Origin of the sequence: Streptomyces sp. NPDC006510 (genome assembly GCF_040611955.1) — a bacterium.
Taxonomy (GTDB): domain Bacteria; phylum Actinomycetota; class Actinomycetes; order Streptomycetales; family Streptomycetaceae; genus Streptomyces.
In genome coordinates, this window is record NZ_JBEXPH010000011.1 from 37,108 (window position 1) to 61,155 (window position 24,048).

The following is a 24,048-nucleotide window of genomic DNA, read 5'->3' on the forward strand; positions in this document are numbered from 1 at the left end:
CCCCTCGGCGCAGGCTGTGATCGATGACCGGCCAGGGCCCCTGCGCCCGTCAGATGGTCCGGCTTCCGGTGATTCGTTCGCGGCAGGCGCTGTCGGATGCCGCGCAGCTCACCGATTCGTAGGCGCCCACGCCGATGGCGGCGAAGTTGTCGAGGCTCTCGGTCCCCGGCTCGAAATAGCCACTGTGCCCGACCGCGTCGCCCGTCGAGACGATGCGTGAGCCGAACCCCGGGTCGACCGGGTCGGCCCCGTGGCCCAGACCGCCGAGCTCCAGGTTCGGTACGTCCTCGATCCAGTCGTCGCGGTCCCGCATCGCCCACACCCTGGCCCCGGTACGCAGCTGCGCGGCGTTCTCCACCCGCATGCCGGGGCTGCCGGCCACCGCGATGTCGCCGACCCTGGAGGGCAGTTCATGTGCGGCGACCCCGCACAGCACCGAGCCGTAGCTGTGGCAGAACAGCGAGACCGGGGCGTTCCCGGGCAGCGCGTCCACCAGTGCGTTCAGCCGTACCGCGCCGCGCTCGGCGAGGTTGCCCAGGGCCGCGTCCACGCCGATTCCGGCGGGCGTGGTGTAGTCGGCCCAGGCGATGACGGCGGTACGGGTGCCGGGGCTCGCCGCGCGCTCGGCCGCGTACAGCGACTTCGCCATTCCGACCGGGGCGGCGTTCACCTTGGGCGCGGACCGCTCCAGCGTCAGCAGATTGGTGTCGACGCCGGGGACGATCACCGAGACCCGCTCGGCCCGGTCGAGACTGCCGAACACCTCGGCGGCGCGGCCCCTCCCGGACGGGTCGAAGGCGAGGAAGTGGCGGCCGCGGGCGAGCATCGAATCGAAGCGGTGCATCCGGCGGACCGCCTCGGCGCGGCCGTCGGGGGAGAGCCGCACATCGTGCATGCGCTGCCGCTCGACCTTCCGCGCCTGCACCACGGCCAGCCGATTGGCGCGATAGCGCAGAGTCACCGGCGCGCCGTTCAGATTGCCCACGACCAAGGGGTACTTGTCGGCCAGCCCGGCGCGCTGCGCGGCCGTGAGTGTGGCGAAGAAGCGGGCCAGCCGGTACGGCGGCGCATCGGCGTCCGGAAGCGCATGACCCGCTACCCGGCCCCGGGCCCAGGCGGCGAGTGCGAGGGTGCGTGGCTCGTCGGAGTGCTGGTGACGTACGGCGGTCCAACCAGTGGTCGCCAGCATCACGAACACGACCGCGACGGCGAGCAGTGCGCGCCACGCGGTGAGTGTGGGGGAGGAGTCGAAGGAAGTCACTCCGGCCCACATTAGGAGACGCGCGACGACAGCCGTGAAGAGGGTGACACACATCACTCCGCTGCGGGGAATTCGGCGCCGATCTTTTCACGCTGTGTGGTTGTCATACGCACGCTCAGGCGCGGGAAGCGCCTCCGGGAAGCCGCATGTGGCCACCGGGGCACGGCTGTTGTGAAGTCGGTCATGCCGCGGCGCTGAGGCGTACGGCACACCGGACGGGGCGACCGCCATCACGCCGGCCCCCGTCACGCCGGTCCGGCGTCCGCCCGCCAGTCCCCGGCCAGCGCCGGCCCGAGCTGGTCCAGGTACGCCTCGGTCAGGGCGCGCAGTGAATCCACATCGCCGTCCCGGCCCCGCCCCCAGAGCTGACCGGTCACCCGCATCACCCCGCAGAACGCGGCCACGGCGACCCTCGGCCGCGGGTCCTCGTCCATGTCGAGCCCCTCGCGCCCGGCGATCAGCAGCGCGATCTGGTTCTCCAGATCCATGCACCGTCGCAGGTGGACGGCAAGCAGTGAGGGCGTCGACTCGATCATCCGGTACGTACGCAAGTGGAGTTCGACCGAGACGATCTCCTCGATCGTCTCGTCGATGCTGTTCCAGGCGCGGACGACCGCGTTGCGCAGCGCCTCGAACGGGGCCTCCGCGGCGGGGCGCCGGCGCAGCTCCGAGAGGAAGCGCGACTCCAGCATCTCCTGGATGGCGAAGGCGGCTTCCTCCTTGGAGGCGAAGTAGCGGAAGAACGTGCGCTGGGAGACCTCCACGGCGTCGACGATCTCGTCGACGGTGGTCTCGTCGTAGCCCTGGGTGGTGAAGAGATCGAGGGCGGCGTGCAGCAGGGCGTCCCGGGTGCGTCGCTTCTTCCGTTCACGCAGTCCGGTCGGATGTGCGGCCCGCTGCCCATCGGTCACTTAACCGGCCTTCTTTCTCCTGCTTTGTCCAGCTCAGCGTACCTGTGAGCTACGTGACAGTTACTGGCTTGTGAAATGGTTTGTCAACTGTCAGAGGCTGACACTAATCTCCCGGGCATGACTAGTCAGACCACCGTCGACAAGGCGTCGCGGGAGCCGCAGAAGACCGCCGCTCCCGCACCTGCCAAGGGGCTGCGCGGCCACCCCTGGCTGACGCTCTTCTCCGTGGCCATCGGCGTGATGATGGTCGCGCTCGACGGCACGATCGTCGCGATCGCCAACCCCGCCATCCAGCAGGACCTGCACGCCTCGCTCGCAGACGTCCAGTGGATCACCAATGGCTACATGCTCGCCCTCGCGGTCTCCCTGATCACCGCGGGCAAACTCGGTGACCGGTTCGGTCACCGCCAGACCTTCCTCATCGGTGTCGTCGGCTTCGCCGCGGCATCGGGAGCCATCGGCCTGTCCGACAGCGTCGCCCTGGTGATCGTGTTCCGGGTGCTCCAGGGCCTCTTCGGCGCCCTGCTGATGCCCGCCGCGCTCGGCCTGCTGCGCGCCACCTTCCCGGCCGAGAAGCTGAACATGGCGATCGGCATCTGGGGCATGGTGATCGGTGCCTCGACCGCGGGTGGTCCGATCCTCGGCGGCGTGCTCGTCGAGCACGTCAGCTGGCAGTCCGTCTTCTTCATCAATGTGCCGGTCGGTGTGATCGCGCTGCTGCTGGGCCTGGTGATCCTCAAGGACCACCGCGCCGAGAACGCGCCGCGCTCCTTCGACATCGGCGGCATCGTGCTGCTGTCGCAGGCGATGTTCTGCCTGATCTGGGCGCTCATCAAGGGCGCCGAGTGGGGCTGGGGCGACTACAAGACGCTCGGCTTCCTGGGCGCCGCCGTGGCCCTGTTCGTGGTCTTCGCGCTCTCCCAGAAGAACGTCAGGGAACCGCTGATCCCGCTCGCGATGTTCCGGTCCGTGCCGCTGTCCGCGGGCGCGGTCCTGATGGTGCTGATGGCCTTCGCGTTCATGGGCGGCCTGTTCTTCGTCACCTTCTACCTCCAGAACGTGCACGGTCTGAGCCCCGTCGACAGCGGCCTGCACCTGCTGCCGCTGACCGGCATGATGATCGTCGCCTCGCCGCTCGCGGGCGCCATGATCACCAAGTTCGGCCCGCGGGTTCCGCTGGTCGGCGGCATGGTGTGCACGGCGGTCGCCATGTTCGGCATGTCCCAGCTGGAGATCGGCACCGGCACCCTGACCATGTCGATCTGGTTCGGCCTGCTCGGGCTCGGTCTCGCCCCGGTGATGGTCGGCGCCACCGAGGTCATCGTCGGCAACGCCCCGATGGAGCTCTCCGGCGTCGCGGGCGGTCTCCAGCAGGCCGCCATGCAGGTCGGCGGCAGCCTCGGTACGGCGGTGCTCGGCGCCGTCATGGCCTCCCAGGTCGACTCGAAGCTGGCCGACAACTGGAAGGCGGCGGAGCTTCCGCCGCTGAGCCCGCAGCAGCTGGACCAGGCTTCCTCGGCCGTCGAGGTCGGCATCCCGCCGGTCGACGGGAACGTCCCGCCGGAGGTCGCGGCGAAGATCGCGGGCGTCGCCCATGACACCTTCGTGTCAGGGATGAGCACGGCGTTCATGGTCGCCGGCATCGTCGCGGTGGCCGCCGCGCTGGTCGCCACGCTCACCAAGCGCGGTGCGAACGCCGAGGCGGGTGCGGGCGCCGGTCACATCTGACCGGTCGTCACGACGACGCCCCGGGCCCGCGCCGACGCGTCAACACAGTGCGTACAACAGCCCCGCCGGACCGTTTCCGGCGGGGCTGTCGCCTATCAGGGTGGTGTGCCCCGCACCCCCTTCCCCGGGCACTGCCCCGCAGGTCAGGGTGCGTGCAACTGATTCGCACCAGCACGGGGGACGATTTCCATGCGTACGACCGTTCTTGCCACCACCCTGGCCACCGCCGCCCTGGCCGCCACCGCACTGATCCCGCAGACCGCCGCCCACTCCGCGCCCGTCCGGCTCGGCTCCTGCGCCGCCGGCCAGCTCTGCCTCTGGGACGCACCGGACTTCACCGGCACCCGCCGGACGCATGAGCTGTCCACGACCGACATCGAGAGCTGCGTCCCGCTGCCGAAGGGCAGCAGGGTCCAGGCGCTCGCCAACCGCACCGGCCGCCCCGTCACCACGTACCAGTCGGCGGAATGCGCCGAGACCGGTGAGTTCGAGACCTACCCGGGCGGCGGCACCTGGGTGCCCCGGTCCCCGTACCAGGTCAGGGCCTTCAAGATCTGGGAGAACTGACCGGCCTCCGGACGCCGAAGGGCGGCGGGACCTCTCGGTCCCGCCGCCCTTCGTGCGTACTCCGTCGGCCCTACGCGTCGCCGCCGGCCGCGCCCGGGTCGGCCGCGGTCACATCCAGCAGCTCGTACCGGTCGATCGCCTGCTTCAGCAGCGAACGGTCGATCCGGTTCTCCTTCGCGAGCTCGGTGAGCACCGCGAGGACGATCGACTGCGCGTCGATGTGGAAGAACCGGCGGGCCGCACCACGGGTGTCGGCGAAGCCGAAGCCGTCCGCACCCAGCGACTGGTACGCACCGGGCACCCAGCGCGCGATCTGGTCCGGCACCGAACGCATCCAGTCCGAGACCGCCACGAACGGGCCCTCGGAGCCGGAGAGCTTCCGCGTCACGTACGGGACGCGCTGCTCCTCCTCCGGGTGCAGCAGGTTGTACCGCTCCACGTCCACGGCCTCGCGGCGCAGCTCGTTCCAGGAGGTCGCCGACCAGACGTCCGCCCGGACGTTCCACTCGTCGGCGAGGATCCGCTGCGCCTCGACCGCCCACGGGACCGCCACACCGGACGCCATGATCTGGGCCGGGATCTCGCCCCGGTCGGCGGCCTTGAAGCGGTACACGCCCTTGAGGATGCCCTCCACGTCCACGTCCGCCGGCTCGGCCGGGTGCTGGATCGGCTCGTTGTAGACGGTGAGGTAGTAGAAGACGTCCTCGTTCTCCTCGGGGGTCCCGCCGTACATCCGGCGCAGACCGTCCTTGACGATGTGCGCGATCTCGTAGCCGAACGCCGGGTCGTACGCGACACAGCCCGGGTTGGTCGAGGCGAGCAGCTGCGAGTGGCCGTCCGCGTGCTGGAGACCCTCACCGGTCAGTGTCGTACGGCCGGCGGTCGCACCCAGCACGAAGCCGCGCGCGAGCTGGTCGGCCATCTGCCAGAACTGGTCACCGGTGCGCTGGAAACCGAACATCGAGTAGAAGACGTACACCGGGATCAGCGGCTCGCCGTGCGTGGCGTACGCCGAACCGGCGGCGATCAGGGACGCCGTGCAGCCGGCCTCCGAGATGCCGTCGTGCAGCATCTGACCGGTCGGCGACTCCTTGTACGCGAGCAGCAGATCGCGGTCCACCGCCTCGTACTGCTGGCCCAGCGGGTTGTAGATCTTCGCGCTCGGGAAGAAGGCGTCCATGCCGAAGGTGCGGTACTCGTCGGGCGCGATCAGCACGAAGCGCTTGCCGATCTCCTTGTCCCGCATGAGGTCCTTCAGGATGCGGACGAAGGCCATGGTGGTCGCGATCGACTGCTGGCCGGAACCCTTCTTCGCGGTCGCATACGTCTTGTCCTCGGGCAGGACCAGCGGCTTCGCACGCACCACCCGGGTCGGGACGTAACCGCCCAGACCCTTGCGGCGGTCGTGCATGTACTGGATCTCCTCCGAGTCGCGGCCCGGGTGGTAGTAGGGCGGGTAGCCCTCGTCCAGCTGCTTGTCCGTGATCGGGATGTGCAGCCGGTCGCGGAACCGCTTGAGGTCCTCGACCGTGAGCTTCTTCATCTGGTGGGTCGCGTTGCGGCCCTCGAAGTTCGGCCCCAGGGTCCAGCCCTTGACCGTCTGCGCCAGGATCACCGTCGGCTGGCCCTTGTGGGCCTTGGCCGCCGCGTAGGCCGCGTAGACCTTCCTGTGGTCGTGACCGCCGCGGCCCAGGTGCAGGATCTGGTCGTCGGTCATGTCCTTGACCATGTCGCGCAGCCGCGGGTCGTCCCCGAAGAAGTGCTCACGGATGTACGCGCCCGACTCGGTGGCGTACGTCTGGAACTGGCCGTCCGGCGTGGTGTTCAGCTTGTTGACCAGGATGCCCGTGCGGTCCTGCGCGAGCAGCGGGTCCCAGGAGCGGTCCCAGACCAGCTTGATGACGTTCCATCCGGCGCCGCGGAACTGCGATTCCAGCTCCTGGATGATCTTGCCGTTGCCGCGTACCGGGCCGTCGAGCCGCTGCAGGTTGCAGTTGACCACGAAGGTGAGGTTGTCCAGGCCCTCACGGGCGGCGATGGAGAGCTGGCCGAGCGACTCGGGCTCGTCCATCTCGCCGTCGCCCAGATAAGCCCAGACATGGGACCTGGAGGTGTCGGCGATGCCGCGCGCCTCCATGTAGCGGTTCATCCGGGCCTGGTAGATCGCGCCGAGCGGACCGAGGCCCATCGAGACGGTCGGGAACTCCCAGAAGTCCGGCATCAGCCGCGGGTGCGGGTAGCTGGAAAGGCCGTTGGGCGCCTTCGACTTCTCCTGGCGGAAGGCGTCGAGCTGCGCCTCGCTCAGCCGGTCGAGCAGGAAGGCGCGGGCGTAGATGCCCGGGGACGCGTGCCCCTGGAAGAAGATCTGGTCACCGCCCAGACCGTCGTCCTTGCCCCGGAAGAAGTGGTTGAAGCCCACGTCGTACAGCGAGGCAGAGGAGGCGAAGGTGGCGATGTGGCCGCCGACACCGATTCCCGGGCGCTGGGCGCGCGAGACCATCACGGCCGCGTTCCAGCGGGTCGCGTTGAGGACCTTGCGCTCGATCTCCTCGTCGCCGGGGAAGAACGGCTCGTCCTTCGTGGCGATCGTGTTCACGTAGTCCGTACTGCGCATCTCCGGCACGGCGACGCGCTTCTCGCGCGCACGCTCGATGAGCCGGAGCATCAGATAACGGGCCCGCTCACGGCCTCGCTCGTCGACCGCGGCGTCGAGCGAGTCGATCCATTCCTGGGTCTCTTCGGGATCGAAGTCCGGGACCTGGCTCGGCAGGCCGCCAATGATGATCGGGTTGCGATCGGATCCGGAAGCCACGCTGTTCCTTCGCTGTTCGGTGGTGCTCTACGGGGCCTGATCGAGGGAGAACATGCCCCCGGGATGTATGCAAGTGCGCCATCACCATCGTGTACCGCGAGGGCGCAAACGTCATCTCTACCGAGGGGTAACCGCCGTGTTGTGAGACATCGTGTCCGGTGCGCGGGGATGGGTCGGGCCAAACCGCAACCATACGCCCAACCCGTCCAAGCGTTCCCAAAGGATGTTCGACTCCGAATGGCGGACCGAAACGGCATAAGCTGTGGAAGGACGTAAAGGGTGTGGGCGGTAGCGCCGGGCCCCCGGAGGGGATCTGCCGACAGTGCGGCGACGTGGCAGGGAACGTCACCGTTTAGGCGGTCTCGCACGCTGGGTACTTGCGCGATCCGCCGCTCCCGTGTGGACTACGGCCAACGCCCCGCGCACGCGCGTGGCTGAAGCATTTTCCGAAACATGATCAGGAGGCAACCCGTGAGCGCGACCGCGGACCACGCGGAGGAGCGGACCAACCCGGCAGCACGCCTGGGGTTCGAGCCCGGACAGGTGGTCCAGGAGATCGGCTACGACGACGACGTCGAGCAGGAGCTCCGTGAGGGCATTGAGGCCACAATCGGCCAGGATCTCGTCGATGAGGACTACGACGACGTCGCAGACGTCGTCCTGCTGTGGTTCCGCGACGAGGACGGCGACCTTACGGACGCGCTGGTGGATGCCATTGGTCTGATCGAGGACGGCGGTGCGGTCTGGCTGATGACGCCGAAGACCGGCCGTGATGGGTACGTCGAACCGAGCGACATCAACGAGGCCGCACAGACGGCCGGTCTCTCCCAGACCAAGAGCATCAACGCCGGCAAGGACTGGACGGGCAGCCGCCTGGTCACGCCGAAGGCGGCCAAGGCCAAGCGCTGAACCACGCTCGCCACGCATTCGCCCTGAAGGCCCCCGACGGCATCGAGCCGGCGGGGGCCTTCGTACAGCCGGCTACAGCCACCCGAGGCCACCGGACGGCCGGTCGGGAGGCGCGGACGGCCGGGGAGTGAGGGGAGTGCCGGGTCGTCCCCGTGCGGGCGCTGCGTGGCCCGCCGCGGGCTCTGCGTAGGGTGGGAGCCACCCGGACGGCCCAGCCCGGTGAACGTAGCGAAGGGACGCTTTTCATGGCGATCGAGGTCGGCACCAAGGCCCCGGATTTCGAGCTGAAGGACAACCACGGCCGGACCGTGCGGCTCTCCGACTTCCGCGGCGAGAAGAACGTCGTGCTGCTGTTCTACCCGTTCGCCTTCACTGGCGTCTGCACGGGTGAGCTCTGCGCGCTCCGCGACGAGCTGCCGAAGTTCGAGAACGACGACACGCAGCTGCTCGCCGTCTCCAACGACTCCATCCACACCCTGCGCGTCTTCGCCGAGCAGGAGGGGCTGGAGTACCCGCTGGTCTCGGACTTCTGGCCGCACGGCGAGACCTCGCGGGCCTACGGCGTCTTCGACGAGGAGAAGGGCTGCGCGGTGCGCGGCACCTTCATCATCGACAAGGAGGGCGTGGTGCGCTGGACCGTCGTCAACGGTCTGCCCGACGCACGCGACCTCAACGAGTACATCAAGGCGCTCGACGCTCTCTGATCCGGCACCGGTGGATCTGTGGCCGACCCGATGAAAAGCCTGCTTCGCCGGGAACCGGTCACTAGGATCCAGTCGTTGATCGGATGCCAACGCAACGTGGAGGCGCCGGCGTCTGCCGGCCCCCAAGAAACCAATGGGAGGACTCGTGGGAGTCAGCCTCAGCAAGGGCGGCAACGTCTCGCTGACCAAGGCCGCGCCCAACCTGACCGCGGTCGTCGTCGGTCTCGGCTGGGACGCTCGCACCACCACCGGTGGTGACTTCGACCTCGACGCCAGCGCCCTGCTGACGAATGCCGAGGGCAAGGTCGGCAGCGACGGAAACTTCGTCTTCTTCAACAACCTCAAGAGCCCCGACGGCTCCGTGGAGCACACCGGTGACAACCTCACCGGTGAGGGCGAGGGCGACGACGAGGTCATCAAGGTGAACCTGGCCGGCGTCCCGGCCGATGTCGACAAGATCGTCTTCCCGGTCTCGATCTACGAGGCCGAGACCCGGCAGCAGAGCTTCGGCCAGGTGCGCAACGCCTACATCCGCGTGGTCAACCAGGCCGACAACAGCGAGCTGGCCCGCTACGACCTGAGCGAGGACGCCTCGACGGAGACCGCCATGGTCTTCGGCGAGCTGTACCGCAACGGGGCGGAGTGGAAGTTCCGTGCCATCGGTCAGGGGTACGCCTCGGGGCTGCGCGGCATCGCGCAGGACTTCGGCGTCAACGTCTGAGAAAGCGCGACCGGGCCGGGCCGCCGAGGCACGGCCCAGGTCACGCCAGCAAGTACCCCGTCCGGCGCCGCACCCTTGTGTGCGGCGCCGGACGCGCTCAACAGACGGCTCGGGGGCTGACGGCCCGACGGGCCCGGCAGACGGTTCATCGACTCGGGGAGGACACACACCATGGGCGTCACGCTCGCCAAGGGAGGCAATGTCTCCCTCTCCAAGGCCGCACCCAACCTCACCCAGGTGCTGGTCGGTCTCGGCTGGGACGCACGGTCCACCACCGGCGCCGACTTCGACCTCGACGCCAGCGCGCTGCTGTGCCAGTCGGGCCGGGTGCTCGGCGACGAATGGTTCGTGTTCTACAACAACCTCACGAGCCCCGACGGCTCCGTGGAGCACACCGGCGACAACCTCACGGGCGAGGGCGAGGGCGACGACGAATCGGTCATCGTCCATCTCACCCAGGTGCCGGCGCACTGCGACAAGATCATTTTCCCGGTCTCGATCCATGAGGCCGACAACAGGGGACAGACCTTCGGCCAGGTCAGCAATGCGTTCATCCGCGTGGTGAACCAGGCGGACGGCCAGGAACTCGCGCGTTATGACCTCAGCGAAGACGCATCGACGGAAACCGCGATGATCTTCGGCGAGCTCTATCGGTACAACGGCGAGTGGAAGTTCCGTGCAGTGGGACAGGGGTACGCGTCCGGTCTGCGCGGCATCGCTCTAGACTTCGGGGTCAACGTTTCGTAAAACCGCGCACGGCGCGGGGGAGCCCCGTACACCTCGGGGGAGACCCGTTACATACACGATGGGGTAGCCAGTGCTTCTGAAAACCTTCGGCTGGTCGTTCGCGGTTACCGCGCTCGGCCTTGTCGCAGCTGTGATCTACGGAGGGTGGGAAGCCTTCGGGGTCGTCGCGATTCTTTCCGTCCTGGAGATTTCGCTGTCCTTCGACAATGCGGTGGTCAACGCCGGAATCCTGAAGAAGATGAATGCCTTCTGGCAGAAGATCTTCCTCACAATCGGCGTGCTCATCGCGGTCTTCGGTATGCGGCTGGTGTTCCCCGTCGTGATCGTGGCCATCACCGCCAAGATGGGTCCGATCGAGGCGGTCGACCTTTCCTTCAACCAGCCCGAGCGCTACCAGGAACTCGTCACCGACGCCCACCCGGCGATCGCCGCCTTCGGTGGCATGTTCCTGCTGATGATCTTCCTCGACTTCATTTTCGAGGACCGTGACATCCAGTGGCTGCGCTGGATCGAGCGCCCGCTCGCCAAGCTCGGCAAGGTCGACATGCTGTCGGTCTGCATCGCGCTGATCGTGCTGCTGATCTCGGCCATGACCTTCGCGACCAGCGCGCACCAGCACGGCGGCGGTCACGCGGACAAGGCGGAGACGGTCCTGCTCGCCGGTGTCGCCGGTCTGATCACGTACCTCATCGTCGGCGGCCTCTCCGGCTTCTTCGAGAACAAGCTGGAGGAGGAGGAAGAGCGCGAGCACGAGGAGGAGGAAGAGGCCAAGCGGACCGGCAAGAAGATCTCCGCCGTCGCGCTCTCCGGCAAGGCCGCGTTCTTCATGTTCCTCTACCTGGAAGTGCTCGACGCGTCCTTCTCGTTCGACGGCGTCATCGGCGCCTTCGCCGTCACCAACGAGATCGTGCTGATGGCCCTCGGCCTCGGTATCGGCGCCATGTACGTCCGTTCGCTCACGGTCTACCTGGTCCGCCAGGGCACGCTCGACGACTACGTCTACCTGGAGCACGGCGCCCACTACGCGATCGGTGCGCTGGCCGTGCTCCTGCTCGTCACCATCCAGTACCAGATCAACGAGCTCATCACCGGCCTGACCGGCGTCGTGCTGATCGCCTGGTCGTTCTGGTCCTCGGTCCGGCGCAACAAGGCGCTGGAGGCCGAAGCCGGCGACAACGACGCGGGTTCCAAGGCGGAAGTCCCGTCCGGGGTGTGACCCGGTAGGGATTGAGGAACGCTCTCAGCGGGGCGGTCCGTGAGGCAACGGTTCTCCGGAGAAATCCGGACCCGGCCCCGCGGCCGCCCCGCAGTGATGTGGGCGCCCCCGGCGAGGCGGGGGGCGGTCACGGGGCCGGGGCACTTTTCTACCGATACGTGTGGGGGTTGGGGATGGCGTTCTGGGACAGCCTGTGGCCGGGGCGGGAGGCACAGTTCGAGTCGGGCAACGCGGCGACCAACTCCATCGTGCTCTCCCGGCGGCACGCCACGGTCTCGCTCACCAAGCAGGGTGCGCTGACCGGCAATCTGCGGGTCAACCTCTCGTGGCGGATGCGTACGTCCGACATCGAGGGCAGATCACGGCAGAGCGGCCGGCTGCTGCGGCCCCTGAAGCTCTTCCAGCCCGATGTGGTCCAGGCACACACCCAGGGCGTGGTCAACGTCGACCTGGACCTGGGCTGCATGTACGAGCTGAAGGACGGCACCAAGGGCGTGGTCCAGCCGCTGGGCAACCTCATGGGCGACCTGAACGCGCCGCCGTACATCCGGCTCAGCGGGGACGACCGCTTCGGGGCGCCGTCTGGTGAGACCGTCTACGTCAATCTCGACCAGCGCGACCAGATCAAACGGCTGCTGTTCTTCGTCTACATCTACGACCGGACACCGGCCTTCGACCGTACGCACGCCAAGGTGACGCTCTACCCGGGCAACGGCCCGCGGATCGAGATCGAACTCGACGAGCGGGCCCCGCAGGCCCGTTCCTGTGCCGTGTTCACGGTGGACAACGCCAAGGACGAGCTGATCGTTCGGCGCGAGGTGAAGTTCGTCTACGGATTCCAGTCGGAGCTGGACCGGATGTACGGCTTCGGCATGCAGTGGGGGCGCGGCTACAAGTCCCGGACCTGAGGGACGCCCCGGAGCCCGTACGGGCCGGGCTCCGGGGCGTCGTTCAGGACCGTACGGACTCAGGACCGTACGAACTGTGGCCCCTGCGGCGGCAGCACGAAGTTCGGGTCCGGGGCGGGCGCCGCCGCGGCGGCGGGCTGCGGATAGCCGTAGGCCGGCCGAGAGGCGGCGGCGGGCTGCGGGTACCCGTACGCGGGCCGGGCAGCGGACTGGGCCGCCGCGGGCTGCGGATAGCCGTACGCGGGCTGCCGGTGCTGGACCGTGGCCTGAGCGTCGGGGCCGGGTGCCGCTGCCGGAGGGAAGTCGGGCGCGGGCGGGAACCCGGGCGCCGGTCCGGGCGAGGGAGCCGCCGCGGGCGACGTGGCCGGCTCGGGCTCGGCCGCGGACTCGTCGACCGAGATACCGAAGGCGGTCGCCAGACCGACCAGCCCGGTCGGATAGCCCTGCCCCACGGCTCGGAATTTCCAGCCATCGCCGCGCCGGTAGAGCTCGCCGCAGATGATCGCCGTCTCCTCGCCGGTCTCCGGCCGCACATCGAAGACCGCGAGCGGCTCCCCGCCGGCCGACGCCGAGTCGTACAGCAGGATGCGCAGATCGAGCACCTGAGCGAATGCCGCGCCGTCGGAGGACGCGGCGACGACCACCTGCTCGACCGAGGCGTCCAGCCCGCCCAGATCGGCCTCGATGGTGTCCGTGAGCCCCTCGGGGACGCTGCGCTTCGGCAGCCGTCGTACCAGGCCGGAGGGGTGGCGGGGCTGGTTGTAGAAGACGAAGTCCTCGTCCGAGCGCACGCGGCCACCGGCTCCGAGCAGCAGCGCCGAGGCGTCCACGTCCGGAACTCCGGCGCCCGGGGTCCAGCGCAGCACGGCCCGTACGGCCATGGCGTCCAGAGGGACGTTCGAGCCTTTCACCATCGCGTGCGTCATGCCCGTCATCCTGCCTGCTGGCTGCCCGCGCGGACAACGCGGGGGTCGTACCGGGTGTCCCGGCGACAGGCCGGAAGGTCGCCGTCCGTGGCGCTCCGACCCATCGGGAAATGGACGAGTTACCCGGAATTCATGCACGTGGGGAACTCTTGACACCCGTCCATACGTACTATTACCGGCCATGCGTTGTCCGGCCGGTCAGCCAGTTCGGGGGAGTTACATGCGTCATTTCGGGCATATTGCGCCCGCTGCGAGGGAGGGCCTGTTCTTCCAGGAGCCGTGCGAGTTCGGTCCGGACTCCTCGGCGGATGTGCTTTCGGCTGCCCTGGGAGCGACCCTGTACAGCCCCGCCACCCGGCCGAGACTTGCTGACGACGTCATCAAGCAGGCCGGGCGCGGCGTTGTCTCGATGGTGCTGTGCCTGGAGGATTCGATCGAGGACTCCGAGGTCGCCGACGCCGAGGAGAACCTGGTCAGGCAGTTCGCCGACCTCGATGCGCGCGGCACCGAGTTGCCGCTGCTCTTCATCCGAGTCCGGGAGCCGGGCCAGATAGTCGACCTGGTGCACCGGCTCGGCGACACCGTCCGGATGTTGTCTGGTTTTGTACTTCCGAAGTTCACCGAAGAGCGCGGCGTGCCCTTCATGGAGGCGCTCACCCAGGCCGAAAAGGCATGCGGGCGACGCCTGTTCGCGATGCCCGTTCTCGAATCACCGGAGCTGCTGCACCTGGAGACCCGTGGCGAAACGCTCCAGGGGATAGCCCGCACCGTCGACAAGTACCGCGAGCGGGTCCTCGCGCTGCGGCTCGGCGTCACCGACTTCTGCTCGGCGTACGGACTGCGCAGAGCACCCGACATGACGGCGTACGACGTGCAGATCGTCGGCGCCGTGATCGCCGACGTGGTCAATGTGCTGGGCCGCGCGGACGGCACCGGCTTCACGATCACCGGGCCGGTGTGGGAGTACTTCCGGCTCCAGGAGCGCATGTTCAAGCCCCAGCTCCGCCGCAGCCCCTTCCTGGAGGGCCGGGCCGAGGAACTGCGCACGGCACTGATCGAGCACGACCTGGACGGCCTGCTGCGCGAGATCGAGCTCGACCGGGCCAACGGCCTGCTCGGCAAGACCTGCATCCATCCGTCGCACGTCGCGCCCGTGCACGCGCTGTCCGTGGTCAGCCACGAGGAGTTCAGCGACGCGCAGGACATCCTGCGGCCGGAGCGCGACGGCGGTGGCGTCATGCGCTCCGCGTACACGAACAAGATGAATGAAGTGAAGCCGCACCGCGCCTGGGCCGAGCGGACCCTGCTGCGGGCCGAGGTCTTCGGCGTGGCGAGGCAGGACGTCGGCTTCGTGGAACTGCTGGCCGCGGGCCTCGCGGAATGAGCGAGCACAGCGAGCACTCGGCAAGGACAGAGAAAGAGACGGCGAACGTGGTGTGGTCGGGCAGCTGGGTATCGGAGCGACTGGGCATCGAGCTCATCGGTGACGGGAAGCCCGACGGCGACAGTGAGCTGAAGGACCTGCTCGGCCTCGCCCTGCGCCGCAACCCCAAGCGGGCCCATCTCCTCGTGTCCAATGTGCTCGGCAAGCATGTGCCGCAGAAGCCCTCCGTGGTGTACGGCGCCGGATTCGAGCTCGGCCGACGGGTGCGCGACCTCCTCGGTGACACCGAGGCGCGCCGGGCCGTTGTGCTCGGTTACGCGGAGACGGCCACCGGCCTCGGCCACGCGGTCGCCGACGGGCTGGGCGTCGCGCCGTACCTGCACTCGACACGTCGCCCCGTCGAGGGCGTGGCGCGGGCGGGCGGCTTCGAGGAGTCCCACTCGCACGCCACCTCGCATCTGCTGCTCCCGGAGGACCCGAGTCTGCTGGCGGGCGATCGCGACCCGGCGGACGCCGGGCGGGGCGACGGCGCGGCACCCCCACCGGCCACCGCTTCCGACGCGCCGCTGGTGCTGGTCGACGACGAATTCTCCACGGGCAACACCGTGCTCAACACCATCCGCGCACTGCACGAGCGGTACCCCCGGAGCCGTTACGTCATAGTCGCCCTGATGGACATGAGGTCGCCGGCCGATCGGGGAAGGCTGGCCGGGTTCGCCGCGGAGATCGGCGCCCGCGTCGACCTGGTGGCGCGCGGCTCGGGCACGGTCACCCTCCCGGACGGCGTCCTGGAGAAGGGCCAGGCACTGGTCGCCGCGCACGACGCGGAGCCGGCCGCCGCCACCGCGCGCGAGCCGGCCGCCGCCCCCGGCCGCCGGCCCTGCACCCGGGTGGATCTCCGCTGGCCCGCCGGTGTGCCCGACGGCGGACGGCACGGCTTCACCCCCGCCCACCGGGCAGTCCTGGAACCCGCCCTCCCCGCCATGGCCGCCCGCATCGCCGGAGCGCTGGGCGACGCCCGCCGCGTACTGGTCCTCGGCTTCGAGGAGCTGATGTACGCCCCCCTGCGTCTGGGCACGGCCCTGGAGGACCACACCGACGCCGAGGTGCGCTACTCCACCACCACGCGTTCCCCGGTCCTCGCCGTGGACGACCCGGGCTACGCGATACGGACCCGGCTGGTCTTCCCGGCCCACGACAACCCGGCCGACGGGCCCGGTGACCGGTACGCGTACAACGTCGCGGGCGCCGGTTTCGACGCCGTGGTGCTCGCCGTCGACTCCACCGCCGACACCCCCGAACTCCACGCCCCCGACGGCCTGTTGGCGCAGCTCGCCGCACACACCGAGCATGTCCTGCTCGCGGTCGTCCCCTCGTACATCCCCTCGTACGCCCTGTCGGGCCCCGACACGTACGTCGCCGAACGGCAGGAACCCCCCATGCTGCCCGAGCCCCTCCGCGGCCCCGCCTTCTCCTCCTACGCGCCGGACGAGGTCGGCTGGCTGCTCCAGGACCTCTCGGGCACCGAGCTGGAGGCACCCACCGAGGAGCGCGAGGAGGCGATACAGAGCGGTGGCGCGCACTATGCCGAGTCGCTGCCCGTCGAGTACCAGCCGTCCGCCCAGTACCAGGACCTGTTCAAGGCGGCGCTGGAGCTGTCGGCCGCCCGCGTCGCCCGCGCCGTCGGCACCGTCACCGAGACGGTCCTCGCCGAGCGCACCCCCCGCCCGGTCCTGGTCTCGCTCGCCAGGGCCGGCACGCCCGTCGGCGTACTGATGCGCCGCTGGGCCCGGCACCGGCACGGAATCGATCTGCCGCACTACGCCGTCTCCATCGTGCGGGGCCGCGGCATCGACGCCAACGCCCTGCGCTGGCTGGCCGCCCACCACGACCCGGCGGATGTCGTCTTCGTCGACGGCTGGACCGGCAAGGGCGCGATCACCCGTGAACTGTCGGCGGCGCTCGCCGGGTTCGAGGGCTTCGACCCCGAGATCGCGGTGCTGGCCGACCCCGGCGGCTGCGTCCGCACCTACGGCACCCGCGAGGACTTCCTCATCCCGTCCGCCTGCCTCAACTCCACCGTTTCCGGGCTGATCTCGCGGACCGTCCTCCGTTCCGACCTGGTGGGACCCGAGGACTTCCACGGCGCGAAGTTCTACCGCGAGCTCGCGGACACCGATGTGTCCGGCCACTTCCTCGACACCGTCGCCGCGCACTTCGACGAGGTCGTCGACGCCGTGGACGCCGAGGTCAAGGAACTGCTCGCGACCGATCGCGCACCCACCTGGGAGGGCTGGGCAGCGGTGGAGCGGATCAGCGAGGAGTACGGCATCCACGATGTGAACCTCGTCAAGCCGGGCGTCGGCGAGACGACCCGGGTACTGCTGCGTCGCGTCCCGTGGAAGATCCTCGCCAAGCGCGGCGCGGGCGCGGACCTCGAACACATCCGTCTGCTGGCCGAGCAGCGCGGCGTACCGGTGGAGGAGGTCGACGGACTCCCGTACACCTGCGTCGGTTTGATCCACCCGAAGTACACCAGGGGCGCGACGGGCGCGGACGGCAGGGCGGTGGAGTCGAAGTGACCACCCCGACGACCCCGGCCACATCTGCTTCCGGTCCGGCCGCCGCCACCGTGACGCTCGTCGCCAGCGACCTCGACCGCACCCTGATCTACTCCGCGGCGGCGCTCCAGCTCGCCATGCCGGACGCCGAGGCCCCCCGGCTGCTCTGCGTGGAGGTCTACGACCACAAGCCGCTCTCCTACCTGACGGAGACGGCCGCGGCGCTGCTCGACGAACTGGCCCGCACCACGGTCTTCGTCCCGACGACCACCCGCACCCGCGAGCAGTACGGCCGCATCCATCTGCCCGGCCCCGCACCGCGGTTCGCGATCTGCGCCAACGGCGGACACCTCCTCGTCGACGGCGAGTCCGACCCCGACTGGCAGCGGCAGGTGGCCCGCAGGCTCGCCGACGAGTGCGCCTCCCTCGCCGAAGTCCGCGCCCATCTCCTGGCCGCGGCCGACCCCGCGTGGCTGCTCAAGGAACGGGTCGCCGAGGACCTCTTCGCCTACCTCGTCGTGGAACGCCCGCTGCTGCCGGAGGGCTGGGTCAAGGAACTGGAGGAGTGGGCACAGGCACGCAACTGGACGGTCTCCCTCCAGGGCCGCAAGATCTACGCAGTCCCGGGCCCGCTCACCAAGAGCGCCGCCATGGCGGAGGTGGTCCGGCGCACCGGTGCCACGCGCACCCTCGCCGCCGGTGACAGCCTCCTCGACGCGGATCTGCTCCTCGCCGCCGACCGCGCCTGGCGCCCGGCCCACGGCGAACTGGCCGATACCGGCTGGAGCGCCCCGCACGCCGGGGCGACGGCCGAGCGCGGTGTGGCGGCGGGCGAGGAGATCCTCCGGTGCTTCCTCCGGGCCGCGGGCGAGGGAAGATCGTCCTGACGCCGGCCGCAGGCGTACCGGCCGATCCACGGACGAGGAGCAGCGCATGACCAAGGGCAACGAAACCAAGATCACGGACGAGCTGTACGCGTACATGCTGGCGCACAATCCACCGCTCGACGCGGTGCAGCGCGAGCTGGTCGAGACCACGTACGCACGCCTGCCCGAGCACGCGGGCATGCAGTCGGCCGAGGAGCAGGGCCCGCTGCTCGCCTTCCTCGTCCGGCTCACCGGGGCCCGGCACATCGTGGAGGTCGGGACGTTCACCGGATTCTCCGCCCTGTCGATGGCGCAGGCGCTGCCCGCCGACGGGCGGCTGATCGCCTGCGACGTCTCGGAGGAGTGGACCGCCTACGGCCGACAGGCCTGGGAGAAGGCGGGCGTCGCGGACCGGATCGAGCTCCGTATCGCCCCCGCGCTCGACACACTGCGGGCGATGCCGGCCGAGCCGCACATCGATCTCGCCTATCTGGACGCGGACAAGGGCAACTACATCCCGTACTGGGAGGAGCTGGTGCCCCGGATGCGGCAGGGCGGCCTGATCGTCACGGACAACGTGCTCTTCCACGGCGGGGTGACCGACCCGCAGGCGACCGGCGGAGCGGCGGCGATCAAGGAGTTCAACGAGCACGTGACCGCCGATCCGCGGATGGACAGCGTGCTGCTGACCGTGTCGGACGGCCTGACGCTCTCCCGCAAGCGGTAACGGCCCCGGACAGCCCGGGGCCACCCGCGCTCAGCCGCAGCAGCCCCCACCGCAGCAGCCGCCCCCGCCGCCACCGGCCGACGGGGCGGCAGGGGCGGACTTGCCGGACGACCCGCCGACGGCCACGGTGGAGAGCAGCTTCACGGTGTCGGTGTGCCCGGCGGGGCAGGCGGCCGGGTCGGAGGACTGAGCCATCGGGCGGCTGAGTTCAAACGTGTCTCCGCAGGAGCGGCAGCGGAATTCGTAACGAGGCATGGCCTCAGATTAGAGCCTTCCGCCGGGATCACGCCGGGCTCGCGGGGCATTGGGACCCTGCCGGGCCCGGAGGGTCGTCGGGATCCTGCCGGCCCGCGGGGCATTGGGATCCTGCCGGGCTCTGCGGCGGGTTCAGGGGTTACGCCGGACGACCGGCATGGGTGGCGTGGTCGCCCTCCGGTTCAGCCGCATTTCCCGCTCGGCCTCCTCGGGGTGCCGGGCCCGCCAGTACGGGTTGTCGTGCGGAAGGCCACCGCTGACCCGTCCGTACATCCCGAAGACCATCAGCATCAGGCCGACCACAAAGCTGAACAGCACGTTCTGGATGTGGAAGGCGAGGAAGTTGTAGTCGGTCTCCAGCAGCGCGAGATTGACGAAGCCGCTGAGGATGAAGGCGATGCCCAGAATCATGTTGAGCGTCGAGGCGAAGTTGCCGCCGATCACCATCCCGATGAACAGGAGCAGGCCGACGCAGATGGACAGGACGCTCAGGGCGCCGTTGGTGTTGAGGCCCGCGACGGTGGCTCCGCCGGTGTTGAAGAAGCCGATCTTGTTGATCAGCCCCAGGACACCGAAGGCGAGCAGCACCAGTCCCATCAGCCCTGCCCCGACCCGGTAGACGCTGTTGAGCCGGTGGTCGACCGGCAGATGCTTGTCGAGCTGCGTGACCTTGCGGCGGCGGGGGGTACGCCGTCCCGTGGTGTGCAGTACATGGGGGGCCATGTCGGTCTCCTTCGGGCGTACTACCAGGATCCGCCCACGCCCACGCCACCGCACATCAACGCCCACGGGCCCGTACGCCGGTACGCCGACAGGGCTAACCGCCCGCCCCGCGCTCCTCACGGATCTCCGAGACCACCCGCGCGGCCGTCCGCCGCACCGCTTCGGTCTCGGTCAGGAAATGCCAGTAGTCGGGATGACGCCCATCGAGTCCGACGACGGCACGATCCAGCCGGGCCACGGCATCGTCCAGCGGACGGGCATGGCGCGGATCGGGCGTGCTGCGACCGTCCATGGCCAGGCGCTGGGCGTCCCGGACCGCGAACCGGGTCCGCTGGATCTCCTGCTGCGGGTCCTTGGCCACATCGTCCAGCCGGTGCAGCCGGTCACCGGCCGCGGACACCGCCTCGTCCGTGGCGTTCAGCAGGGCGCGGACCGTGCTCAGCCGGGACGTCGCATCGGCCCACCGCTGCTCGTCCCGCGCCTGGGCGGCTTCCTTCAGCTTCTCCTCGGCCTGCCGCACATTGACGGCCGCCTGCTCGGGCACGGGCTGGAGATCCTGCCAGCACGCCGCCGAGAAACGCCGCCGCAACTCGCTCAGCACCGGCTCCACCGAGCCCGCCCTGGTGGTCAACGCCTGGGCGCGGGTACGCAACGACACCAGCCGGTGGTCGATCTCGGCGGCGCGCTCCGGCAACTGGGCCGCCTCGGCCCGCACCGCCTCGGCATCGCGCAGCACCCGATCGGCGCGCTGCAAGGTCTCCGGAACGCCGTGCCGGCCGGCGCCCTGGTTGAGTTTGGTCAGCTCGGGAGCGAGGGCCGCCAGCCGGGCGGCGAGCTCATCCGCCCGCAGTCCGGACGCGCGCACCGTGTCGAGAGCGTTGCTCGCACCGAGCAACGCCTGCCGGGCCCGCTCCACGGCGGGCGCGAGCCGCGCGAGCTGCGTCTCCGCGCTGCCCAGCAGCGGACCGAGCCCCTGCGCGAACCGGTCCAGCTCACCGTTGACCCGTACCAGCTCGTCCTTGGCCGTGGTCAGCTCGTTCCGTGCGCGGGCGGCGACCCCCGGTTCCAGATCGTCCCGGTCCAGGTCGTGCGCATCGACCGCGGTGATGTACGTATGACTGGCCTCGTCGATCCGCCGCCCCAGGGCCGCGAAGTCGTCCACGGCCCTGCGCGCGGCGGGTGAGCTGTCCACCGCGGTGATCGTCTCGATCGAGATCCGGAGATCACGCTGAGCAGTGTCCAGCTCGTAGAAGGCCGACGCGGCGGCATCCTTCGCCGCCTGCGCCTCGGCACGCTGACTCTCCCCGCGCCCGCCGAACCAGCGCCTCGTACCGCCACCGGCAAAGGCGGCCGGCAACGCGGCGGCGAGCAGCGGCACCGGCAACAGCATCAGCACGAAGACGTCCCTGACGGCGGAACCCCCACCCGCTCTCGCCCGCGGCTGCGCGTGTGTCGCCGTCACATCCCTCTCCCGTGCCGTTCCGCCCTGCCCGGTACATTCTCCCACCAGGTAAGGACGAACACACGGGCCGGTTAGTTCACACTTCGGACAGTGACTTCGCCGTTGTCGCTCCGGGCCTTCACCACATGACTGCTGCCGTCGCTGCGCGGCGCGTCCACCGAAGTGCTCCCGTTGTGCGCGACGGCGTCCACCGCGTACGTCACGGAGCCGCCCGGCAGATCGATGGTGATCGCCCCGTTGTCGCTCACGGTGTCCACGAGATCGGGCACGGCCGTGAACCCCAGCCGGACGCTGCCGTTGTCGGACCGCGCCGAGACGGACCTGGCCGAGATCCCCTCGGCGACGATGTCACCGTTGTCGCTGTCCAGCTTGAGCGGCCCGGTGGAGTCCCGGACGGTCACCTGCCCGTTGTCGGCGCGGAGCTCAAGCGGAGTACGGAAGCCGGAAGCGACGACCTTCCCGTTGTCCCCCTTGACGACCACCGCCACTCCGCGCGGCACCTTCACCTGATGCTGCGAGGCACAGTCACTGATCAGTGCCTTGCACTTCACCCGGAGCGTGAGCGTGTCGTCCCGCATCCCCCACTGGGGATCGGGCCCGTTCCCGAACGCCACCCATCCATCGACCCGACGGGTCACCTCGACCTTCTGCACATCGGCCGGTACGAGCTCCAGCGAGGACTGCCCGGAACTGATGGTCAGCGTCTTCCCGCTCAGTGCGAACGACTTGTGCTCGGGAGGCGCGTCGCTGACGTCCGTACTGCCACAACCGGAAAGAACAAGGGCCATGAGCACGGCGCCACCGGACGCGACGAGAGTGCGGGTGCGGACTGCCACGGTGATCTTTCCCCCAGGTCGTACGACGGATGCTCCGACGGTGCGGGCTTCACCGTATGTATCCGCCCGCCCCGACAGAATCCGGGCGGCTACCGTATGCGGGGTGGGGATAACCCCCGCACGACTGCTGCCGCCCGGGGATCGTTTGTGACCACGGGCCGTAGTCCATGTACGCTGTTGCTTCATCCACGGGTGCGTAGCTCAGGGGTAGAGCGCTGCTCTTACAAAGCAGATGTCGGCGGTTCGAAACCGTCCGCGCCCACCAGTACGAAGGCCCCCGACCGATCATGGTCGGGGGCCTTCGACATGCACTTCTGGCATCCACGAGGGCGGTTCCACGCGGTCGGCGCGTCGCTGCCGCTTCAGCATGCGGTCCGGGTGACTCACGGCCTCGCGCTGGGTGTCCTGGACGACGTGGGTCGTCAGCCCGCCGCCTTGGCGATGATGCGCTCCATCTCCTCCGGGCCGAAGGCCCGCAGAGTCGTGGAACGGACGTTGCCCACCCCACCGAGCTGCAGGAGCGCTGCCGTGGCAGTTTCGTCGTCGGGCGCCTCGACGATGGCCACGAGGTCGTACGGACCGACGGTCCAGTAGATGCTCAGGAGCTTCGCCCCGAGCTTCTGTACCGCTGACCCGAAGGCCTCGGCGCGCTTTGCGGTGTCCTTGTAGTTCCGGACCCCTTGATCGGTCCAGCTCAGCAAGGTGACGTACGTCGTCATGTTCTTTCACCTTCACGAGGAGACACATTGTGAGGCCAAGCCTGGACATATGGGCTGGAACCTGCACGAGATGCGCACCCGTACGAGCAATACGAGCGACCACAGGCATCGAGGGGCAGGCTGACATCCACGCCTGACATCAACGACAGCGACACCAATGGTCGCCGCGGTTCTCTGCGGAGCAGATGCAGTCGTACAGCCGTAGCGATCCAGGGCCGCCGTTGTCGCGGATCGAACTCACAACGTCCACGCCCACCAGTACGAAGGCCCCCCAACCGATCACGGTTGGGGGTCTTCGACATCTGCGGGAGCGGTCAGCCATGGGCGTGGTCACACACGGCCGGGACGCCGCTTGAGCATGCGGTCCGGGTTGCTCACGCGGGCTCACCGTGACGTCGGTCAATCGCCGCGGGGAGCAGCCGCCGGAGGAGTCAGCCTTCGAACCAGACGACCAGGCGGACGCCCTCGTCGCCGTGCACCTTCGACAGCGTGCGCATGATCGACCAGACGGCACCCCAGTCGCTCTCCGGTACGGCGTGGCTCCGGCGGAGGCGGCCGATGCGGAAGAGGCGGTCGCCGTCCGGCCACTCGGTGCCCTCGGGGTAGGTGCTGCCTGCGCGGTGCAGGGCGTGGGGGTCGGTGAGGCCGGAGAGTTCGGCGAAGCGGGCGAGGCTGGAGTTGCGGCCGTACATCTCCCAGGTGCCGTCAGGGCTCCGGCGGTACTCGTGAACGCAGTCGTCCACCTCGTTCGCGACCTCGTCCCGGTCCGCGGCCGCCAGCTCCGCCCAGGTGATCCAGGACGCACCGAACGCGTCCGGGCTCCATGGCTCGATGTCGGTGAAGGCATCCCGTGACAGGTCGGGAGGGAAGCCGCGGTGATCGGCGAGTGGGCGGAAGGAGTTGGTGTCGCGGACACCGAACAGGGACCCGAAGGCGAGGTAGGAGCGCCCGTTGTAGAGATGCGCGAGGTCGATGGCCCTCTCCCAGCGGCGGTCGTCCTCGTCCAGCCAGCGATCCCAGCGGCATTCGATGAAGCCGTGCATGTCTGTCCCCATGCCCGGAATTGTTCTGCGCCGGGGTGCGGCGGGCGATGAGATTTCTGGCT

General features: G+C 69.3%; 22 protein-coding genes and 1 tRNA gene. 13 read left to right on the forward strand and 10 right to left on the reverse strand.

Annotated features, from left to right (window positions below; genetic code table 11):
- Window positions 1-49: 49 nt before the first annotated feature.
- Complete coding sequence (locus ABZY11_RS05985) at window positions 50-1,261, reverse strand: alpha/beta hydrolase (RefSeq protein ID WP_356477942.1); 1,212 nt, start codon at window positions 1,259-1,261, stop codon at window positions 50-52.
- Window positions 1,262-1,506: 245 nt separating this feature from the next.
- On the reverse strand, window positions 1,507-2,172 hold the full coding sequence (locus ABZY11_RS05990) for a TetR family transcriptional regulator (protein ID WP_356477943.1): 666 nt from the start codon (window positions 2,170-2,172) through the stop codon (window positions 1,507-1,509).
- Between the two features lie 117 nt (window positions 2,173-2,289).
- Between ABZY11_RS05990 and ABZY11_RS05995 the strand changes: the two genes are divergently transcribed.
- Window positions 2,290-3,900 (forward strand): MFS transporter, encoded by a 1,611-nt coding sequence (locus ABZY11_RS05995; protein WP_356477944.1) that lies wholly within the window; start codon window positions 2,290-2,292, stop codon window positions 3,898-3,900.
- Window positions 3,901-4,089: 189 nt separating this feature from the next.
- On the forward strand, window positions 4,090-4,467 hold the full coding sequence (locus ABZY11_RS06000; RefSeq protein WP_356477945.1) for a peptidase inhibitor family I36 protein: 378 nt from the start codon (window positions 4,090-4,092) through the stop codon (window positions 4,465-4,467).
- A 70-nt stretch (window positions 4,468-4,537) separates the two neighbouring features.
- Here ABZY11_RS06000 and aceE read toward each other — a convergent pair whose 3' ends face one another.
- Window positions 4,538-7,279: a pyruvate dehydrogenase (acetyl-transferring), homodimeric type gene (gene aceE, locus ABZY11_RS06005; RefSeq protein WP_356477946.1), complete on the reverse strand. Its 2,742-nt coding sequence runs from the start codon at window positions 7,277-7,279 to the stop codon at window positions 4,538-4,540.
- Window positions 7,280-7,750: 471 nt separating this feature from the next.
- Here aceE and ABZY11_RS06010 point away from each other — a divergent pair, with 471 nt between their 5' ends.
- The 6 genes from ABZY11_RS06010 to ABZY11_RS06035 all read left to right on the forward strand — a co-directional run bounded on the left by ABZY11_RS06010 (window position 7,751) and on the right by ABZY11_RS06035 (window position 12,484).
- Window positions 7,751-8,188: a DUF3052 domain-containing protein gene (locus ABZY11_RS06010; protein WP_093895494.1), complete on the forward strand. Its 438-nt coding sequence runs from the start codon at window positions 7,751-7,753 to the stop codon at window positions 8,186-8,188.
- 245 nt (window positions 8,189-8,433) lie between these two features.
- Window positions 8,434-8,892 carry a peroxiredoxin gene (locus ABZY11_RS06015; RefSeq protein WP_356477947.1) on the forward strand — a complete coding sequence of 153 codons (459 nt, stop codon included), beginning with the start codon at window positions 8,434-8,436 and terminating at the stop codon, window positions 8,890-8,892.
- 145 nt (window positions 8,893-9,037) lie between these two features.
- Entirely contained in the window at window positions 9,038-9,613 is a 576-nt protein-coding gene (locus ABZY11_RS06020) for a TerD family protein (RefSeq protein ID WP_037696943.1), read from the forward strand.
- 171 nt (window positions 9,614-9,784) lie between these two features.
- Window positions 9,785-10,360, forward strand: coding sequence for a TerD family protein (locus ABZY11_RS06025; RefSeq protein ID WP_072483485.1), 576 nt, complete (start codon window positions 9,785-9,787; stop codon window positions 10,358-10,360).
- A gap of 70 nt (window positions 10,361-10,430) precedes the next feature.
- Window positions 10,431-11,576 carry a DUF475 domain-containing protein gene (locus tag ABZY11_RS06030; RefSeq protein ID WP_356477948.1) on the forward strand — a complete coding sequence of 382 codons (1,146 nt, stop codon included), beginning with the start codon at window positions 10,431-10,433 and terminating at the stop codon, window positions 11,574-11,576.
- A gap of 173 nt (window positions 11,577-11,749) precedes the next feature.
- Window positions 11,750-12,484: a Tellurium resistance gene (locus ABZY11_RS06035; protein WP_356477949.1), complete on the forward strand. Its 735-nt coding sequence runs from the start codon at window positions 11,750-11,752 to the stop codon at window positions 12,482-12,484.
- A gap of 59 nt (window positions 12,485-12,543) precedes the next feature.
- Here the strand turns inward: ABZY11_RS06035 and ABZY11_RS06040 are convergent, their stop codons facing one another.
- Window positions 12,544-13,410: a TerD family protein gene (locus ABZY11_RS06040; RefSeq protein WP_356477950.1), complete on the reverse strand. Its 867-nt coding sequence runs from the start codon at window positions 13,408-13,410 to the stop codon at window positions 12,544-12,546.
- Window positions 13,411-13,630: 220 nt separating this feature from the next.
- On the opposite strand from ABZY11_RS06040, the gene ABZY11_RS06045 reads away from it, so the two are divergent.
- Genes ABZY11_RS06045 through ABZY11_RS06060 form a run of 4 tightly spaced genes read left to right on the forward strand, consistent with a single transcriptional unit; the run spans window position 13,631 to window position 18,948 of the window.
- Window positions 13,631-14,794 carry an HpcH/HpaI aldolase/citrate lyase family protein gene (locus ABZY11_RS06045; protein WP_356477951.1) on the forward strand — a complete coding sequence of 388 codons (1,164 nt, stop codon included), beginning with the start codon at window positions 13,631-13,633 and terminating at the stop codon, window positions 14,792-14,794.
- The gene (locus tag ABZY11_RS06050) at window positions 14,791-17,376 is read left to right on the forward strand and encodes a phosphoribosyltransferase (protein WP_356477952.1); all 2,586 of its coding nucleotides are present in this window, start codon (window positions 14,791-14,793) and stop codon (window positions 17,374-17,376) included. The genes ABZY11_RS06045 and ABZY11_RS06050 overlap by 4 nt, the downstream gene beginning before the upstream one ends.
- Window positions 17,373-18,242, forward strand: coding sequence for an HAD family hydrolase (locus ABZY11_RS06055; protein WP_356477953.1), 870 nt, complete (start codon window positions 17,373-17,375; stop codon window positions 18,240-18,242). Before ABZY11_RS06050 ends, ABZY11_RS06055 begins: the two co-directional genes overlap by 4 nt.
- Before the next feature lie 46 nt (window positions 18,243-18,288).
- Window positions 18,289-18,948, forward strand: coding sequence for an O-methyltransferase (locus ABZY11_RS06060; RefSeq protein ID WP_356477954.1), 660 nt, complete (start codon window positions 18,289-18,291; stop codon window positions 18,946-18,948).
- 30 nt (window positions 18,949-18,978) lie between these two features.
- On the opposite strand, the gene ABZY11_RS06065 is transcribed toward ABZY11_RS06060, so the two are convergent.
- The 4 genes from ABZY11_RS06065 to ABZY11_RS06080 form a co-directional block, all read right to left on the reverse strand.
- Window positions 18,979-19,203 carry a zinc ribbon domain-containing protein gene (locus ABZY11_RS06065; protein ID WP_356477955.1) on the reverse strand — a complete coding sequence of 75 codons (225 nt, stop codon included), beginning with the start codon at window positions 19,201-19,203 and terminating at the stop codon, window positions 18,979-18,981.
- A gap of 132 nt (window positions 19,204-19,335) precedes the next feature.
- Window positions 19,336-19,926, reverse strand: coding sequence for a DUF4383 domain-containing protein (locus ABZY11_RS06070; protein ID WP_356477956.1), 591 nt, complete (start codon window positions 19,924-19,926; stop codon window positions 19,336-19,338).
- A 94-nt stretch (window positions 19,927-20,020) separates the two neighbouring features.
- Window positions 20,021-21,388: a hypothetical protein gene (locus ABZY11_RS06075; RefSeq protein WP_356477957.1), complete on the reverse strand. Its 1,368-nt coding sequence runs from the start codon at window positions 21,386-21,388 to the stop codon at window positions 20,021-20,023.
- A 71-nt stretch (window positions 21,389-21,459) separates the two neighbouring features.
- Window positions 21,460-22,176, reverse strand: a complete 717-nt coding sequence (locus ABZY11_RS06080; RefSeq protein WP_356477981.1) for a DUF4097 family beta strand repeat-containing protein — start codon at window positions 22,174-22,176, stop codon at window positions 21,460-21,462.
- A 238-nt stretch (window positions 22,177-22,414) separates the two neighbouring features.
- Here ABZY11_RS06080 and ABZY11_RS06085 point away from each other — a divergent pair.
- Window positions 22,415-22,489: transfer RNA gene (locus ABZY11_RS06085), tRNA-Val, on the forward strand.
- Window positions 22,490-22,646: 157 nt separating this feature from the next.
- On the opposite strand, the gene ABZY11_RS06090 is transcribed toward ABZY11_RS06085, so the two are convergent.
- Window positions 22,647-22,943, reverse strand: a complete 297-nt coding sequence (locus ABZY11_RS06090; protein ID WP_356477958.1) for a GYD domain-containing protein — start codon at window positions 22,941-22,943, stop codon at window positions 22,647-22,649.
- Window positions 22,944-23,374: 431 nt separating this feature from the next.
- Entirely contained in the window at window positions 23,375-23,998 is a 624-nt protein-coding gene (locus tag ABZY11_RS06095; RefSeq protein ID WP_356477959.1) for a hypothetical protein, read from the reverse strand.
- Between the last annotated feature and the right edge of the window lie 50 nt (window positions 23,999-24,048).

Bases quoted from the DNA above. Each gene is read 5' to 3' on its own strand.
- ABZY11_RS06060 (WP_356477954.1), top strand. From the start codon at position 18,289: ATGACCAAGGGCAACGAAACCAAGATCACGGACGAGCTGTACGCGTAC.
- ABZY11_RS06080 (WP_356477981.1), bottom strand. From the start codon at position 22,176: ATGGCCCTTGTTCTTTCCGGTTGTGGCAGTACGGACGTCAGCGACGCG.
- ABZY11_RS06025 (WP_072483485.1), top strand. From the start codon at position 9,785: ATGGGCGTCACGCTCGCCAAGGGAGGCAATGTCTCCCTCTCCAAGGCC.
- ABZY11_RS05995 (WP_356477944.1), top strand. From the start codon at position 2,290: ATGACTAGTCAGACCACCGTCGACAAGGCGTCGCGGGAGCCGCAGAAG.
- ABZY11_RS06000 (WP_356477945.1), top strand. From the start codon at position 4,090: ATGCGTACGACCGTTCTTGCCACCACCCTGGCCACCGCCGCCCTGGCC.
- ABZY11_RS06065 (WP_356477955.1), bottom strand. From the start codon at position 19,203: ATGCCTCGTTACGAATTCCGCTGCCGCTCCTGCGGAGACACGTTTGAA.
- ABZY11_RS06070 (WP_356477956.1), bottom strand. From the start codon at position 19,926: ATGGCCCCCCATGTACTGCACACCACGGGACGGCGTACCCCCCGCCGC.
- ABZY11_RS06090 (WP_356477958.1), bottom strand. From the start codon at position 22,943: ATGACGACGTACGTCACCTTGCTGAGCTGGACCGATCAAGGGGTCCGG.
- ABZY11_RS06035 (WP_356477949.1), top strand. From the start codon at position 11,750: ATGGCGTTCTGGGACAGCCTGTGGCCGGGGCGGGAGGCACAGTTCGAG.
- ABZY11_RS06015 (WP_356477947.1), top strand. From the start codon at position 8,434: ATGGCGATCGAGGTCGGCACCAAGGCCCCGGATTTCGAGCTGAAGGAC.
- ABZY11_RS06095 (WP_356477959.1), bottom strand. From the start codon at position 23,998: ATGGGGACAGACATGCACGGCTTCATCGAATGCCGCTGGGATCGCTGG.
- ABZY11_RS06045 (WP_356477951.1), top strand. From the start codon at position 13,631: ATGCGTCATTTCGGGCATATTGCGCCCGCTGCGAGGGAGGGCCTGTTC.
- ABZY11_RS06040 (WP_356477950.1), bottom strand. From the start codon at position 13,410: ATGACGCACGCGATGGTGAAAGGCTCGAACGTCCCTCTGGACGCCATG.
- ABZY11_RS06050 (WP_356477952.1), top strand. From the start codon at position 14,791: ATGAGCGAGCACAGCGAGCACTCGGCAAGGACAGAGAAAGAGACGGCG.